The sequence below is a fragment of the Streptococcus sp. 27098_8_99 genome, from assembly GCF_041431935.1.
GTDB lineage: Bacteria > Bacillota > Bacilli > Lactobacillales > Streptococcaceae > Streptococcus > Streptococcus parasanguinis_D.
In genome coordinates this window covers 1-15353 of sequence record NZ_JAPVYQ010000012.1, presented here as the reverse complement: position 1 = coordinate 15353, position 15353 = coordinate 1, and the positions used below count along the sequence as shown (strand labels likewise).

The following is a 15353-nucleotide window of genomic DNA, read 5'->3' as shown; positions in this document are numbered from 1 at the left end:
TGTAAAAAGGAGCGAGTCAGCAGTCGGTCCTTACTTTTTTCGCTCCTCCTTTCCTTTTATTGTTTCTTCAGCTGCAAACAGCTATACTTCTTCTTTTTTAATCCATTCTGTCCGGATTTCTTGCGGTGCCAATAAACCTGTATGAACCGGATACGGTTGTTCCAGAAGATCGACAACCGTTTGTTGTCCTTCTGACACGCGCACATTTTCTTGACTCATGTTGTAATAGCGAAGGATGTAACCTTCTTCATTTTCCGCTACCTTAAAGGCTGTTGGACAAACCTGAGGATGTGTCAAAGCTGTATGCTTGAGTAAGCTACCAGACGCTGCTACACTTCCTTCTTGTTTTTCAACTTGAAGGCTGGTCATCGGTGTCTGCAAAGCTTTCGCTCGGCGATAAGCGGAGAAGCGCCCCTGAGCTTGATGGCATTCTACTGCATATTCAACCTCAAAGTCCCGCAAACATTGTGCTTCTGGTGTTGGGAAATAGCCCCAGTCACCAAGTTCACCGGAAGCACGGAGAAGGGTTACAGCTATCGTATCGTCTCCAAGGATTTCGTATTCATGTAATCCTTTATTGGCCACTGTTACCCCTTTGACGTCATCATACAAGCTGACGAAGGCTTGTTGGTGTTGGGGATTTTCAGGATTTTCCCAAGAAGCAGCCGGTTTATTTGGCCGTGTGACCACCTCATAGATACTTTCAGAATCATTGCTTGGACGTGTATTGTGAGTCTTGACCAGGAGACGGATACGGTGATCCTTGGCAGTATTGGTGAAGCGCGTCTTGAAGCGAATTTGCGGATCATCTACAAAGATGGTCATCTCCGTTTCAAGAGGGATGGTTGTCAGCTCTTCTGAGCGACTTGCCTTGCGGTTCATAAACTCGATAATGCCTCTTTGCTCCGCATCCAATTGTTCATCCGCGCTGACCGGGATCGTCAAGTCATGCTTGAGCAAGATTTTGGCATAGCGAGCATTGTTTTCCAAGACCTCATAAGCTGTTAACTCCGCATAGATCGGCTCTGTTCCTTTTGGTTGGAAGTAGATATATTCATTTCCAATATCCCCACGATCTTCAAAGCGAAGGAAATCCTCATAAGCCTCATTGGTCGTTTTATCATAGAGGGTCAAGCCATCATCGATACTAAGGGTTACAAATGGCGTATCGATCACCCCATTTTGGAACAGACCATCATGATGAGGCGCTTTGCCTTCTAAGAGCTGGAAGGTTGTCCAAGACAAGGCTGCCAAATGAACTGGAACCGTCACGCGCACTTGACGCGCAATATAGGGTTGGCGGAATTTATCCTTAGGCAGGGTATAGCCAAAGCTTGCCCCCAAGTCTTCAATCTCTGCTTCTACAAGATGCCCATCTAAATCTTCTACGTGGTAGTCTGGCAAGCTCAAAGCGGCCATTTTCTTGAAGCCCTCTGTCGGGTGCAATTCCTTAAATGGACAAACTACTACATCGACAATCGTGCTGACGGTATCCACCTTATTATGCAAGCCAGTATTGATGACCGTAAAGAGGTGCTCACTCTGGGCTTTTTGAGTTGCTAGTTTACCCTTCCATTCGTTCAGAAGGTTAGTCTTGACAAAGTTTCCAACTTGGTTGACCTTGGCAAAACGAACTTCCATTTCACGGTGAACATCATCTACGCTACATCCACAAATACTATCGTGTGGCGCATTTTGTAAGAGTGTCTTCCAGGCATAGGTCAATTGATCCTTATGGTTATGCCCACCAGTAATGATGGTCAAAGGTTCCACCACTTGCTCGAGCAAGTTGCTATTCTCTTGGAAGGCTTGCTTGAGATAAATCCGAGAGGAAGACGTATTTGCCAGTGTGTACCAACCATCGGTTTCCTGACTGGTCAATTCTCCCGTAACCGTAGATAATTGTTCAGGAAGCGCACTTTCCACTGCTTGAACATATTCATCAAAGGAGCTATGAATAAAGGTCACGTCAGGGAAAAGTTCGTTAGCCACGCGAATAGCTTCACTCAAGTTTCGTTGAACCGGTTGGTGGTCGCAGCCGTTCATCATCAACCATTGGTTGGTTGAGGCATAGTCGCGAACATCTGCCAATTTTTGTTTCCAGAAAGCCAAAGCTTCATCTTTATCCACTGGAATTTCGTTCCCGTTACTGTACCAGTTGGCAAAGAGAATACCCAGCACACGGCTACCATCCGCCCCTTGCCAGTACATTTCAGAAAATTGAGAGGTAAATTGCTCATCTTCGAGGACTTGGTTGTCAAAGCCGATTGGTTTGACACCACGCCCAAAAGCTGCTACGTGAATGCCTGATTTTTGAAGGATTTGAGGAGCTTGTCCCATATTTCCAAAGGTATCCGGGAAATAACCAATCTGAGTAGATTTGCCCCATTTAGCGCATTCAGCCTGTCCGATCAAGGTATTGCGGACATTGGCTTCGCTGGAGATCAAGTAGTCATCCTGCAAGATGTAGAAGGGACCAATCTTGAGCTTGCCCTCGTCGATATAACGCTGCACCTTTTCACGGTTTTCAGGGCGAATTTCTAAATAGTCGTCAAGGACAATGGTTTGGCCATCCAAGTGGAAACTTTTGAACTCAGGATCATTTTCAAAAAGATCAAACAGATTGTCAAACAGTTCCACCAATTGCATCCGGTGGCTTTCAAAAGGTAGATACCACTCACGATCCCAGTGGCTATGAGAGATGATATGTACAACAACATTTTCCATGAGTAAAACCTCATTCTAACTTAAATTTAAAGATATATTTGTGATTCTTTACAAGAATCTGTTAAGCGACAGCTCATTAGCGAATATCCAAGTAATCCAAGACCAATTCGCAGAACATCATGTTGGCCCAAGAGAACCATTCACGCGAGTATTTAGTTGGATCATCTACATGGAAACTTTCGTGCATGACGCCCGTGCCTCCATCGCAGGCAACCAACTGGTCCAGCAACTGTTTTTTCTCAGCTTTATCTGTCGTTGTCAATCCTTGAATGGATAAAGCAATCGGCCAGATATAGCGATAAAACGTATGAGAACTTCCTAGTCCACTTGCGTACTTCCCTTCATAGAAGTAGGGATTTTCAGGGCTCAAAATCGTCCGACGAGTAGCTTGGTAGACCTCATCGTCAATGGCGCAGTAGCCCAGATAAGGAGCTGCCAACAAGCTTGGCACGTTTGGATCATCCATGATGCTAGCATTTCCCAAACCGTCTACTTCAAAAGCATAGATCTTCTCGCCCTTACTGTTAGTCGTGTAGGCGTAGTTTTCGATCCCTTCTTGAATCTCCGCTTGCAGGCGTTTGGCATCTGCAATGATGCTTTCACTATCGGCTAGATTCAAGTCTGCAAAGATTTCTTGCACATAACCCAAGACAACCACTGCGAACATATTGGACGGAATCAAGTAGCTATACTGACAGCAGTCATCACTTGGACGAAAGGCTGACCAGGTCATCCCTGTCACGGAGAAATCTGGCCCAAAGCCGTCATTCACCAGCGTGTCTTCCTTACGATCTGTATCCCGAACAAAGCGATAAGGGGAATTCTTGTGGTCTTGTTCAACTGTCCAGAGATGAAGGATTTCCTTGGTCGCTGTAACAAAAGTTTCATCAAATTGGCTAGTCTCACCTGTTTCCTTCCACAGGAGATAAGCCAACTGCAAGGGATAGCAAAGCGAATCCACTTCATACTTGCGCTCCCAAATCCAGCCATTCAAATCGGTATGGTCGGTCTCGTGGTGACCCTTCCAGTTCTCCTCAATATTAAAAGAGTTGGCATAAGGATCCTTGAGAATCAAGGTCATCTGACGTTTGACCAAACCAGCAATGGTCTGGCGCAATTGGGGATCTCTTTTAGCCACATGAAGATAAGGCCTCAATTGAGCCGTTGAGTCACGCAACCACATAGCTGGGATGTCCCCTGTTAACACAAAGGTTGAACCGTCTTCTAAAATTTCAACTGTATTATCTAAAGTGTCTGTATAACAACGTTCAAAGACATCCACCCACTCAGGGTACTCCTTAGCTCGCTCAGCCACCTGATCCAACCATTCTCGCACAATTTCTTTTGAATAGGTCATTTATTTTCCTCACACGTATCGATTCTTTCCTATTCAGTATAAAAGATTTCAAAGGGGAAATACATACGCAAACTATAGCCCTTTTTCTACAAAATTTTCCATTTGATAAAAACGCTATCATATTTGACAACGCTTTGATACAATTGAAGAAAATACCACTGCGTGTTCAAAGAAAAACACAGATCATTTAAGGTTGATGAAGAAAAAGGAGACAAGATGCGCACACATTGCCAGACCATCGATACCCGCTGGGGAAGCGATAATCATCCCCACTATTCCCACGGAAATACCCTTCCTTATACCGGAGTCCCTTTTGGAATGAACTACTTCCTTCCCCAGACAACACACGAACAAGGAGCTTGGTTTTTCAACCCCAATCTCCCTATTTTTCAGGGATTTCGCCTTACCCACCAGCCTAGTCCTTGGATAGGAGACTACGCTTGGTGCCTCATCACGCCCATCACAAGAGAAGTTACAAGTTCCGACCTCTTCCGTCGCCAAAGTAGCTATTCGATGAAAGAAGCCGTTTTCCAGCCCCACTACCTTCGGATTTTTTCGGAACGTTATCAGATTCAAAGCGAGCTAGTTCCAAGCTGCTACGGGGCTGTCATGCGCTTTCGAGCACCAGAAAAGCTGACACTCTGCTTTCATGCAGCAAAGGAACTAGAGGACTTGAGCCTTACAGACCAAACCTGCCACTTCCGCATTCTGGATCAGGCCCATACCTCAGATACTTCCTACTCTTTCTATCTCCAGTGGCAATTTAGCCAGCCGATCGAGAATGTCACTCACATCGATCAAGATCTTTTTCTTACCTTTTCTAGCAATGAAGTGACCGTCCAATTAGGAACTTCTTATCTGTCTCAAGACATGGCTCACAGCCATCTTCCCAACCTTTCCCTAGAGGAAGCTAAAAAAGAAGCAGCCGATCAATGGAATCAGCTACTAAAACGAATTGAAGTAAAAGATGCCGGAGGGCGTGACCAAGCCTTTTTCGATCATTGCCTTTACCGACTCCTCCTTTTCCCTCAAACCTTTTATGAAACAGACAGCACGGGGAATGACTGGCACCTGGATGTCACCCATCAGGAAATCAAACCAGGAAAAGCTTATACGAATGTCGGTTTTTGGGATCTCTTTCGGACCTCTTTTCCGCTCTTTAGCCTTGTCTATCCCGATTACTACCGTCACTTTCTCGAAGGATTTTTAAATACTTACCAGGATACTGGTTTTCTACCAAAATGGTTGGCCCCAGATGAACGAGGGATGATGCCAGGTACCCTCATCGATGGGGTCTTTGCGGATGCTGTCACCAAAGGGATCGCACCAGACCTACATGAAAACATGCTGACAGCTATGCTCCAGACGGCCCAAAAAACAGACCCCACTCAACATTTTGGTCGCCATGGCAATGAAAGCTACAAGGCCCTTGGCTACCTACCCGATGATTTTCACGAAAGTGTGAGCCATAGCCTAGATTATGCCTATAGTGATTTTTGCATTGCTACCGTTGCCAAGCAATTGGGTCAGACAGAAACAGCCGCTCACTATGCTGCTTCCAGTCTCTCCTACCGAACATTGTACGATGCCCAAACAGGCTTCATGAGGGCGCGATCCACCAATGGAACCTTTAAAGAACCCTTCTCTCCTACCAGCTGGGGAGGAGATTATGCAGAATGCTCTGCAACCCAGGCTACTTTTGGAGCCTTACACGACCTCTCCGACCTGATAGAGCTAATGGGCGGTAAAAAAGCCTTCACCCAACGACTGCTGGATCTGGCCAATCAAAGACCTCAATTTGATGTAAGAGGATATGGCTATGAAATCCACGAAATGAGTGAAATGGCCCAAGCCCCATTTGGGCAGATTGCCATCTCCAATCAACCCAGCTTTCACATTCCCTACCTCTTCCGTCACAGCCTTCATCCCGAATACACCAATCTCCTGATCCACCAGATCCGTTCCCAAGCTTTCCATCAAGATTTCCAAGCCTATCCAGGTGATGAGGACAATGGTAGTCTATCTGCTTGGTACCTCTGGTCAGCCCTTGGGCTCTATCCAACCTGTCCAGGAAAACCAATCTATGATCTGGGCCTCCCTCTCTTTAAAGAAGTCCTTCTCCATCTTCCCAAGCAAGAGCTCAAAATTTGCGCCAACTCACATACTGCAGGCGCCTATTTCATCCAAAAAGCCCTATTAGATGGCAAAGAGAAACAAGAGGTTTCCCATCAAGATCTCCTTGAAGCCCAATTGCTCCAATTTGAGCTTTCTTGGCTCCCACCACATGCATAAGAAAAAGAGAGTGGGACAGAAATCGGTAATTCGTTAGAATTCGATTTCGTCGTCCCACCTCCGCACAGTTGAGTAGGGCTGTAAAAGCTGATGAAATCAGCGTAGTAGAGCCCACTCAACCACTGCGTCTTGCTTGACAATCCAAAAATAATTGAGAGGCTAGGACTTTTGTCCCAGCCTCTTTTTTCCATTATTCATCTCCTACATGATAGTAGATCGAGCCTTGTTCCCCAAAACTAGCGATACCAACACCAGACCACAAACGGTTTTTAGAGGCATCTGATGTGTCCTTAAAAACGACTTGTCCTTGATCATCGACCTGATCACCAATAGTTACTCCAGCAGGAATATACTCCAACAAGAAGCCCCCATCACGACCACCATAAATGCCTTCTGAGGCGGTTCCATAATCCGTCAAAGAAGCTCCATAGCCCTCTAACTCTTGTGAAACCAAACCTTTGTCGTTAAAGACCAGCTTATTTCCTTTATCATCTTGCCAGACACCAGCAATACTGCTGTAATCTCCATTGGCAATCGCTTCAAGATCCATTTTCTTCACTTCTTTTTTCTCTTCTTTTTTTTCTTTCTCCTTCACTTCCGAACTAGACGCATCCGTCTTTTTGACCTCAGAAGAGGTCGTCGTTTGACTAGAGGAGGCGGTTGATTTTTTGCTCGCTCCCTGTTGCGAACAAGCTATCAACAGGACCACACTGAGAAGACTCACAAGAATTGCACCAACTTTTTTCATTTAAAATTCCTCATACATTTTTTAGTTTAAAGCCCTTTCATTGTAACGTATTTTCAAGCATTTGACAAGCTTCACTCCTCATTTTTAGTCAAAAAGAGACCGGGATAATCAGTCCTAGTCTCTCTTTTGATACAGCTCTTAATGAGCCAGCATTTCCTGTGCCACTTCTAAACCAGATAAGTTCGAAGGATAATAAGTTGGCCAATTTTCTAACTCATCATAAAGCGCCTCTTGACTCTTTCCTCCATGGAAAATGTGGAAGTGAGCTGCCTTTACCGGAGTAATTTCATGGTCACTAAATTGAACATATTTGAAGTCTCCCGCATCGCTCTCTTTCGCTTCAAAGAGATAACGAACACCACGATTCCCCTTCTTATAAGTCAAAATGTGCTTACCTACGTATTTATAAGTATATTTCTTAGAAGATCCTTTTTGATAAAACTCCATTGAATCCTTATCAATCTTAATCCGATCAATATCTGTTTGGTAACCCTTGGTATAATATTCCTTATACTCAGCAGCCGTCATGGTTGGATTTAATTTTGCCTTATAATCAAAGACCTGATCCAAAGTTCCATCTTGCAAGTATGGATAAACTGATTTCCAATCGCCCGCATAATTTGCTAAGCTACGATCCTTCACTTGACTATCCTCGAAATAGCCCTTTTGAACCGTCTTAGAATCTTCCTCATGTTCCGGTTGAATATCCTTACCAGCTTGTGACGTTGTTTTCTCTAGCGCCTTCAGATTCTCCTTCATAACAGACACGTAGTCTTCGCCATCTTTCATTTCTTGATCCGTCAGGCTTTCCAAAGGATTTAAGACAGCCAACTCAACACCAGCTTCAGAAGACAAGGTTTTCGCCAAGGACTTAGAAGCATTTTCCTCAAAGTAAATCACCTTAATCTCATTTTTCTTGATATACTCTGTCAATTCACGCAATCGTGCAGCAGAAGGCTCACTATCAGGCGAAATCCCTGAAATGGCCACCTGGTTCAAGCCATAATCCAAGGCCAAGTAACGGAAAGCCGCGTGTTGGGTCACGAAATTCTTTTGTTTCGCATCTTTCAACCCATCCTGATAAGCTTGATCCAAGGCCTGTAATTTCTTCAGATAGGCTTGGGCATTTTTCTCAAACGTCTTTTTCTTATCTGGATAAGCTGCGACCAACTGATCACGAATCGACTCTACCATCTTCATGGCACGATGTGGAGAGAGCCAAAGGTGAGGATCATATTCATGATGGTGTTCTTCGCCCCCTTCGTGTTCATGTTCCTCTTCCAATCCAGGAAGCAAGACCATGCCCTTGGTGGCATCGATCACTTTAGTTTTCTTATCCTTCATTGATTTCAAAAGATTTGGAACCCACGTTTCCATGTTTTCATTCTCATAGACGAAAACATCCGAATCTTGAATCATAGCCCGCCCCTTAGCAGACAATTCATATTCATGAGGCTCTGATCCCGCTCCAATGAGCAGGTCTACCGTTCCTTCATCTCCGACAATATTTTTTGTAAAATCATAAACAGGATAGAAAGTGGTCATCACTTTTAATTTCCCATTTTGACTCTGACTTTTGCCACAAGCTGTCAAAACAAGGGTCAAAGCCACTAACAATAACCAACCAAATTTTTTAAAGTTCATATCTACTTCCTCAAACGTGATCCAAGATTCACAAGCAAGAACAAGGCCACAAATAAAAGCGTGATGCTGGCACTCGCCGGTGTATCTGCAATATAAGACAAAATCAACCCACTAAACATCCCGATAAAACCAATGATAACCGCAATCAGCATGACCCCACGGAAGTTCTTCCCTAATTTCAGCGCAATACTAGCCGGTAAGACCATGATGGTTGAAACCAATAACGATCCTGCTGCAGGAATCATTAAGGCGATAGCAACCCCTGTCACCACATTAAATAAGATAGACATGGTCCTAACCGGAAGGCCATCTACAAAGGCCGTATCTTCATCAAAAGTCAAAATATACATAGGCCGCAAGAATAAGGCCGTTAACACTAATACAACGAAAGCAATCACAAATAAGGCGATCACCTGTTCATCCGTAATGGTTAGGGTAGAACCAAACAAATACTGATCCAAACTCATCGAGCTCTTTCCACCACCACGCATCAGTACTAAAGCTAGGGCAAGACCTGTGGACATTAAAATTGCCGTTCCGATCTCCATAAAGTCCTTAAATAAGGTCCGCAGATACTCAAGAAAGACCGCAGCTATAATGACAATGATCATAGTCGAGAGCGTTGGAGAGATTCCAAGGAAAAGCCCAAAAGCGACACCCGCAAGAGAAACGTGACTCAGCGTATCACTCATCAGACTCTGCCGTCTTAAAATCAAGAAAATCCCTAATACAGGAGAAAAAAGACTCATGGCAACCATAGCCAACAAGGCCCGTTGCATAAAATCATACTGGAATAAATCAAGCATGGTCACCCTCCCCTTCATTATCATGGACATTAAAACATCTCCAAGGAGAGCTTTGGTCACGAACCAAATGAATATTCCGATCCGCAAATTGATTAACCTCTTCAGGATCATGCGTAATCATCAAAACAGATTTTTGATGGTGATGCGCACTGTGATGCATTAACTCATAAAAATCACTCTTTGTCGTCGCATCCATCCCTGTCGTCGGTTCATCTAAAACAAAGATATCCGGATCTGAAGCAAACATCCGAGCAATGACAGCCCGCTGTTTCTGACCACCAGACAAAGAACCAATCGCCCGATCCTTGAATTCCAGCATTCCAACAGATTCTAAACTCTTCAGAATATGTTTTTCATCGTGCTCATTCAACTTTCGAAACCATCCTTTACGAGGATACCGACCTGACTTCACAAATTCATAGACCGTACTGGGAAACCCTGCATTAAAACTAGCAATCTGTTGTGGCAAATAAGCAATCCTTAACTTCTTTCCCTTAACATTCGTCTTTGAAATCTCAACTGTCCCGACCTTGGGCTGTAAAATGCCAAGACTAGCCTTAATCAAGGTTGACTTAGCAGCTCCATTCTCACCAGTCAGCGTAACAAATTCTCCACTATCTAAGTAGTAATTGATCCCTTCCAGAACCGGTTCTCGATCATAATAGAACGATAAATTTGAAACCGTAATATACCTCAAACTATAACTCCTCTTCCAATAAATCTAAAAACCGCGAAATGACCCCTTGCTCATTCTTAGTAAACTTCGACAAAACATCCTCATAAGTGTGAAGGGTATGCTGATGGTGGTGCTGATGCTCTAATGCAATCGGCTTACCAATTTCAGTTAAGCGATAATAGAGAACCCGAGCATCATTTTCATCGCGATAAGTCTCCAGCATCCCCTGACTCAATAAGGGCTTCACAGCCTTCGTGATCGCTGCCTGACTAACATTCAATTTCTTAGCTAAGACAGAATTGGTTAGAGCTTCATCAGCAACTAACATCAGGATATGTTCCTGAGTGTTGGTTAATGAAACACCACTTGTGCAAGAACCAACTAAAATCTCATGCTGATTCTCAGATAATAATAAAATAGAATTTAAAAATCGATCGATTTTATTTGCAACTTCAGACAAAATAAACTCCTTCTAATTCACTAGCAGAAACTTTACCGGTTAATTATATCACAAAAAAGATAAAATTAAAACAAAAAAAGAGTAAAACTTCTTTATAATCTCTAAAGACAGCCGGGGCGAACCGGCACATCCTAATAGACACTGAAGTTTTAGTTCCATGAATACATTTTTTGAAACTTATAACCTAGATTTAATAAGGTTTTGGAACTTTTGAACCTCGCAAAATAGACTCATTTTTCAAATTTCTGTAACTTTTTGGGAACTCCGTTAAAGACACGGACTCATACCCCAGATAAAGACAATTCAAGTAAGATTACGTCTATCTATTTACTTACCTTTTATTTGCTTTAAGTCCTTTATCTCTTTTAGAATACTAAAAATATAGAAACTAAATAGAACTATACCTAAAAAAGATAAAACAAAGAAACCAGACGTAAGTTTTTCGCCTCTAACAGCTAGTACTCCAAGTGAAAAAATACCGATAGCCATTATGGAAATTATGAGGATAAACCACAAGTAAATCATGTAAAACTTATAAAGATAGCAAAAGGACTTATTTTTTTGTTTAGGCTTATCCTTCCAGTTTAAATAAAAGAAATAAGGTATATAAATAATTAAAATAAATAGAAATTCCATTTCTAACACAACCTCTCATCTTATCTCCCTTAATCAAATACATGATTTATAGCATATTAAAACTTTTTATTTAAGCAAACTAATGACAAAATCTAAATGCAAAATCATCGATTAATCAATTCCTCAATTTCCTTTCCCCCTTCAAACTCTCCAACACTTTCGAAAAGTTCTATAGCTCGTTTGAAATGTCTATTGGATAATTCCGTATCTTTCAAGGCTAAATAGATTTCCCCTAACCCTCTATAGCTACAAGCTTGAGAAATCACATCATCTGTCTCTAAAGATTGTTCCAGTGACAGATTCATGAATATAAGAGCTTCATCAAGGTTGTTTAATTTAAATCTCACATAGCCTTGTTCGTAGTTATTCACAGCTTTCTTTAGATTATCATTTGGAAAATGCTCTTCAACTATCTTCTCTTCATCTTCAATGAGTTTTAAAGCCTTATGAAAATCACCCTGATCTCTGTAGATCATCGCTAATTGATGTAATCCAATGTGTTCATGTTCTTTATCTTCATTTTGTTGAGCTAATAAAATGTATTTCTCAAAGATCTGGGTACACGAGGCATAGTCTTTTTCTGCCAATAATAAATACCCCATCAGATTTAAAAGGCTAAAATCTGTACAGGTATCAATAAAAAAATCTTGTTCAACTAACTTTTTAGCTTCTAATATATTTCCTTCTAGGAACAAGTCCCAAGCTACATCGATTTTAGAGACCATCTATTTCCCCCTTCAACTATAAATAACCTTCATAAAATAAAATCACTCAACAAGAAGATGCTAAACACTACCTTTACAGATTTAATCCACTAAACTAAAGTATAGCAAAAAGCCCAAATAACTACTATTTGGGCAAAATGTTACTTAGTTTCTTTTTAAACGAGCAATGAGTAACTTAATAAGATAAGCTAGAACTACAAGTGCTACTACGCGTGATAATAGATAGAAAATAGAATAAACAAAATAGATTTGCATGTCTGACACCTCCCAAATAAAAGAGATAAACCATCTTGCCCTCAAAATTATTGTACTCTCGTTCGAAAGCGATGTCAAGAATTGTGACAAATAGTATTAACATCTAGAATGAAGTTAAAGCCTATAAAAAGCAAAATAAAGCGATCTGTTCCATTTTGAAATCCTTTAACGATTGTAAAATATATTCTATTTTAAAAGTTGTACGTGAGAAGGTATCAATTTAGATATTGTCAAAGCAAGAGAGAAATATAATGAGTAAACATAAATAAAATATTTTTTACATTTTTTATTATACTTTTATTAGTATAATTGGTAAAATCTTAATTAACAAAAATTATGGTCTATCTAATATTCCAATTACCTTACAACACAGGTTGATTGAATAGGACTAGATAACCGAATCAATGTTGACACGAATGGAGGGGATTAATATTAAGAATTTAATAACTGATCAAATGTCTAATAGACAAATCATCAAAGACTTTATTAGTAGTTTGATTAGTTCTTTAAGTGGAAAAGCTTTTAATTTTGCTTTAGGATTAATGTTACTGGACCAAACAAAATCGGCTATGAGTTTTGGAATCAATATGATCATCTATCCTTTCGTTAGTTTGATTTTCTTGGTCCCAATCGGTAATTTAGTAGACCACTATCGTCATAAAAAGATCTTAATTTATAATTTTATCTTTAGGCTTATAATCTTTCTTCTGTTTTATGCTTTATTTTTTTTAACGAATTCGTCTACTATCTTATACCTCGTAATCCCGTTTGTCGTACTCCACTCTATTACAGTCAACATCAATGATACTTGTTATTCAGCCTCTATCCACGAGTTAGTAAATGATAAAAAAATTCAACGATTAAGTTCTGTTACACAAACCGCCATTGCTATCGCAACCATGCTTTCCCCAGCAATTGGAGTCATTCTTTATAATTGCTTAGGCTTCTCAGGCTTTATTCTAATAGAAATCATTGCAAATATCCTTTCTTTAGGCGTCTTACTTACCATGAAATTCTTCTATGAACACGAAGAGCAAGAAGCTAAGTTTAAACAGATTGAAAAGCATCAACACGGGGTCAAAGAAATTATCCAATTCTTAAAAGAAAATCAGATTGTCAAATATATTATTCTTGTTAGTGTTGTACTGAATTTTTTCTATACTTCCATTAGCATTGGAGTACCATTTGTAGTCAAAGAGCAACTCTTATTAGATAATGCAACAGTAGGTATCCTAGAAACTATGTCTGCGGTTGGAATGTTATTAGCCAGTGTATCTATGTCACTATTGCCAGACAAAAAAGAAAATAACACACTTCTCTCTAATAGAATTCGCATTCCACTTTTTCTTCTAACCATCGCTATCGTTGGTTTGGGAATTACATTTGAAACTAGTAACACCCAAGTGATTATTTCTTCCGTTGGCGGTTTATTTATGGGAATTATCGCATTCACTCTTGTTATTTTAAATATTGTCGTCATGACCTATCTTCAAAGTAGTATTGAAACAAATTATTTAGGAAGAGTAATGAGTACTTTGTTCACACTAAATACGTCTATCATGCCGATAGGTACCATTGTATTTACTTATCTATTTCAAAAAGAAATAAACGGAGGTCTGATATTCATATTTGGAGGAATTTCTCTCCTGCTCTATACGATGATAATGTTACCTCGAATCTATAGAATACTCCAAAAAGAACACACTTATTGAAAATGAAATAAAAAGTAATTCGAAAACAAAAAAGACAAGATTGAAAAATCTTGTCTTTTAATCTATACCGGCGGCCGGGGTCGAACCGGCACGTCCTTGCGGACACTGGATTTTGAGTCCAGCGCGTCTGCCAATTCCGCCACGCCGGCATAAATTAAACTGGGGTAGCTGGATTCGAACCAACGCATGAGGGAGTCAAAGTCCCTTGCCTTACCGCTTGGCTATACCCCAATAATAGAAATAATAAATAGGCGAGTGATGGGGATCGAACCCACGCATGCCAGAGCCACAATCTGGTGTGTTAACCACTTCACCACACCCGCCATAATTATTAACACGGGCAGTAGGAATTGAACCCACACTGAAGGTTTTGGAGACCTTAGTTCTACCTTTAAACTATGCCCGTAAAGGATGGAAGGGGAGGGATTCGAACCCCCGAACCCGAAGGAGCGGATTTACAGTCCGCCGCGTTTAGCCTCTTCGCTACCCTTCCGAATTATTGAATTGATGGCGCGAGACGGAATCGAACCGCCGACACATGGAGCTTCAATCCATTGCTCTACCAACTGAGCTACCGAGCCAAATTGCGGGAGCAGGATTTGAACCTACGACCTTCGGGTTATGAGCCCGACGAGCTACCGAGCTGCTCCATCCCGCGTTAATTAAAAAGGAGGATGTGGGATTCGAACCCACGCACGCTTTTACACGCCTGACGGTTTTCAAGACCGTTCCCTTCAGCCGGACTTGGGTAATCCTCCAAAAATATAGTCCGTACGGGATTCGAACCCGTGTTACCGCCGTGAAAAGGCGGTGTCTTAACCCCTTGACCAACGGACCATACTATTAATGGGCACGAGTGGACTCGAACCACCGACCTCACGCTTATCAGGCGTGCGCTCTAACCACCTGAGCTACGCGCCCAAGTTAAACAACTTGGTAAAAAATGAACAATTGTTCAAAGCGGGTGACGAGAATCGAACTCGCGACAACAGCTTGGAAGGCTGTAGTTTTACCACTAAACTACACCCGCTTAAATGGGAGTTAACGGGATCGAACCGCTGACCCTCTGCTTGTAAGGCAGATGCTCTCCCAGCTGAGCTAAACTCCCAAATGAGCCTAGATCATCTAGGCTCAATCTCTTGCTAAGCGACTTCCTTATCTCACAGGGGGCAACCCCCAACTACTTCCGGCGTTCTAGGGCTTAACTGCTGTGTTCGGCATGGGTACAGGTGTATCTCCTAGGCTATCGTCACTTAACTCTGAATGGTTAAACATTCAAAATTGAATATCTATATTCTAACAAACTAAACCTAAC

10 protein-coding genes, 12 tRNA genes and 1 rRNA gene are annotated in these 15353 nt (G+C 41.6%); 2 read left to right on the top strand and 21 right to left on the bottom strand.

What is annotated here, in order from left to right; genetic code table 11:
* Positions 1 to 81: 81 nt before the first annotated feature.
* Entirely contained in the window at positions 82 to 2727 is a 2646-nt protein-coding gene (locus tag O3605_RS07580; RefSeq protein ID WP_371585748.1) for an alpha-mannosidase, read from the bottom strand.
* Between the two features lie 76 nt (positions 2728 to 2803).
* On the bottom strand, positions 2804 to 4084 hold the full coding sequence (locus O3605_RS07575; protein ID WP_371585747.1) for a glycoside hydrolase family 125 protein: 1281 nt from the start codon (positions 4082 to 4084) through the stop codon (positions 2804 to 2806).
* A gap of 216 nt (positions 4085 to 4300) precedes the next feature.
* Here O3605_RS07575 and O3605_RS07570 point away from each other — a divergent pair, with 216 nt between their 5' ends.
* Positions 4301 to 6376, top strand: a complete 2076-nt coding sequence (locus tag O3605_RS07570) for a GH92 family glycosyl hydrolase (protein WP_371585745.1) — start codon at positions 4301 to 4303, stop codon at positions 6374 to 6376.
* A gap of 190 nt (positions 6377 to 6566) precedes the next feature.
* Here the strand turns inward: O3605_RS07570 and O3605_RS07565 are convergent, their stop codons facing one another.
* The 6 genes from O3605_RS07565 to O3605_RS07540 all read right to left on the bottom strand — a co-directional run bounded on the left by O3605_RS07565 (position 6567) and on the right by O3605_RS07540 (position 12071).
* A complete protein-coding gene (locus O3605_RS07565; protein ID WP_003018180.1) occupies positions 6567 to 7124 on the bottom strand; it encodes a DUF6287 domain-containing protein in 558 nt (185 codons plus the stop codon).
* A 138-nt stretch (positions 7125 to 7262) separates the two neighbouring features.
* Positions 7263 to 8768, bottom strand: coding sequence for a zinc ABC transporter substrate-binding protein AdcA (locus tag O3605_RS07560; RefSeq protein ID WP_155200276.1), 1506 nt, complete (start codon positions 8766 to 8768; stop codon positions 7263 to 7265).
* A 2-nt stretch (positions 8769 to 8770) separates the two neighbouring features.
* Entirely contained in the window at positions 8771 to 9574 is an 804-nt protein-coding gene (locus O3605_RS07555; RefSeq protein ID WP_003009676.1) for a metal ABC transporter permease, read from the bottom strand.
* Entirely contained in the window at positions 9567 to 10271 is a 705-nt protein-coding gene (locus O3605_RS07550) for a metal ABC transporter ATP-binding protein (RefSeq protein WP_049489137.1), read from the bottom strand. Before O3605_RS07550 ends, O3605_RS07555 begins: the two co-directional genes overlap by 8 nt.
* A 1-nt stretch (position 10272) precedes the next feature.
* The gene (locus tag O3605_RS07545) at positions 10273 to 10710 is read right to left on the bottom strand and encodes a zinc-dependent MarR family transcriptional regulator (protein WP_003004547.1); all 438 of its coding nucleotides are present in this window, start codon (positions 10708 to 10710) and stop codon (positions 10273 to 10275) included.
* A 740-nt stretch (positions 10711 to 11450) separates the two neighbouring features.
* The gene (locus tag O3605_RS07540; RefSeq protein ID WP_215194797.1) at positions 11451 to 12071 is read right to left on the bottom strand and encodes a tetratricopeptide repeat protein; all 621 of its coding nucleotides are present in this window, start codon (positions 12069 to 12071) and stop codon (positions 11451 to 11453) included.
* A gap of 659 nt (positions 12072 to 12730) precedes the next feature.
* Between O3605_RS07540 and O3605_RS07535 the strand changes: the two genes are divergently transcribed.
* Positions 12731 to 14038, top strand: coding sequence for an MFS transporter (locus O3605_RS07535; RefSeq protein ID WP_215194798.1), 1308 nt, complete (start codon positions 12731 to 12733; stop codon positions 14036 to 14038).
* A gap of 65 nt (positions 14039 to 14103) precedes the next feature.
* On the opposite strand, the gene O3605_RS07530 is transcribed toward O3605_RS07535, so the two are convergent.
* From O3605_RS07530 to rrf, 13 genes are all read right to left on the bottom strand, one after another.
* Positions 14104 to 14187: transfer RNA gene (locus O3605_RS07530), tRNA-Leu, on the bottom strand.
* 10 nt (positions 14188 to 14197) lie between these two features.
* A tRNA-Gln gene (locus O3605_RS07525) sits at positions 14198 to 14269 on the bottom strand.
* A 19-nt stretch (positions 14270 to 14288) separates the two neighbouring features.
* Positions 14289 to 14361, bottom strand: a tRNA-His gene (locus O3605_RS07520).
* 12 nt (positions 14362 to 14373) lie between these two features.
* Positions 14374 to 14444 (bottom strand) — tRNA-Trp (locus O3605_RS07515).
* 6 nt (positions 14445 to 14450) lie between these two features.
* A tRNA-Tyr gene (locus O3605_RS07510) sits at positions 14451 to 14531 on the bottom strand.
* A 15-nt stretch (positions 14532 to 14546) separates the two neighbouring features.
* Positions 14547 to 14619, bottom strand: a tRNA-Phe gene (locus O3605_RS07505).
* Between the two features lie 3 nt (positions 14620 to 14622).
* Positions 14623 to 14696 (bottom strand) — tRNA-Met (locus O3605_RS07500).
* 10 nt (positions 14697 to 14706) lie between these two features.
* Positions 14707 to 14796: transfer RNA gene (locus O3605_RS07495), tRNA-Ser, on the bottom strand.
* A 7-nt stretch (positions 14797 to 14803) separates the two neighbouring features.
* A tRNA-Glu gene (locus O3605_RS07490) sits at positions 14804 to 14875 on the bottom strand.
* Between the two features lie 10 nt (positions 14876 to 14885).
* Positions 14886 to 14959 (bottom strand) — tRNA-Ile (locus O3605_RS07485).
* Positions 14960 to 14997: 38 nt separating this feature from the next.
* A tRNA-Gly gene (locus tag O3605_RS07480) sits at positions 14998 to 15068 on the bottom strand.
* Positions 15069 to 15073: 5 nt separating this feature from the next.
* Positions 15074 to 15146, bottom strand: a tRNA-Val gene (locus O3605_RS07475).
* Between the two features lie 33 nt (positions 15147 to 15179).
* Positions 15180 to 15295, bottom strand: a 5S ribosomal RNA gene (rrf, locus tag O3605_RS07470).
* Between the last annotated feature and the right edge of the window lie 58 nt (positions 15296 to 15353).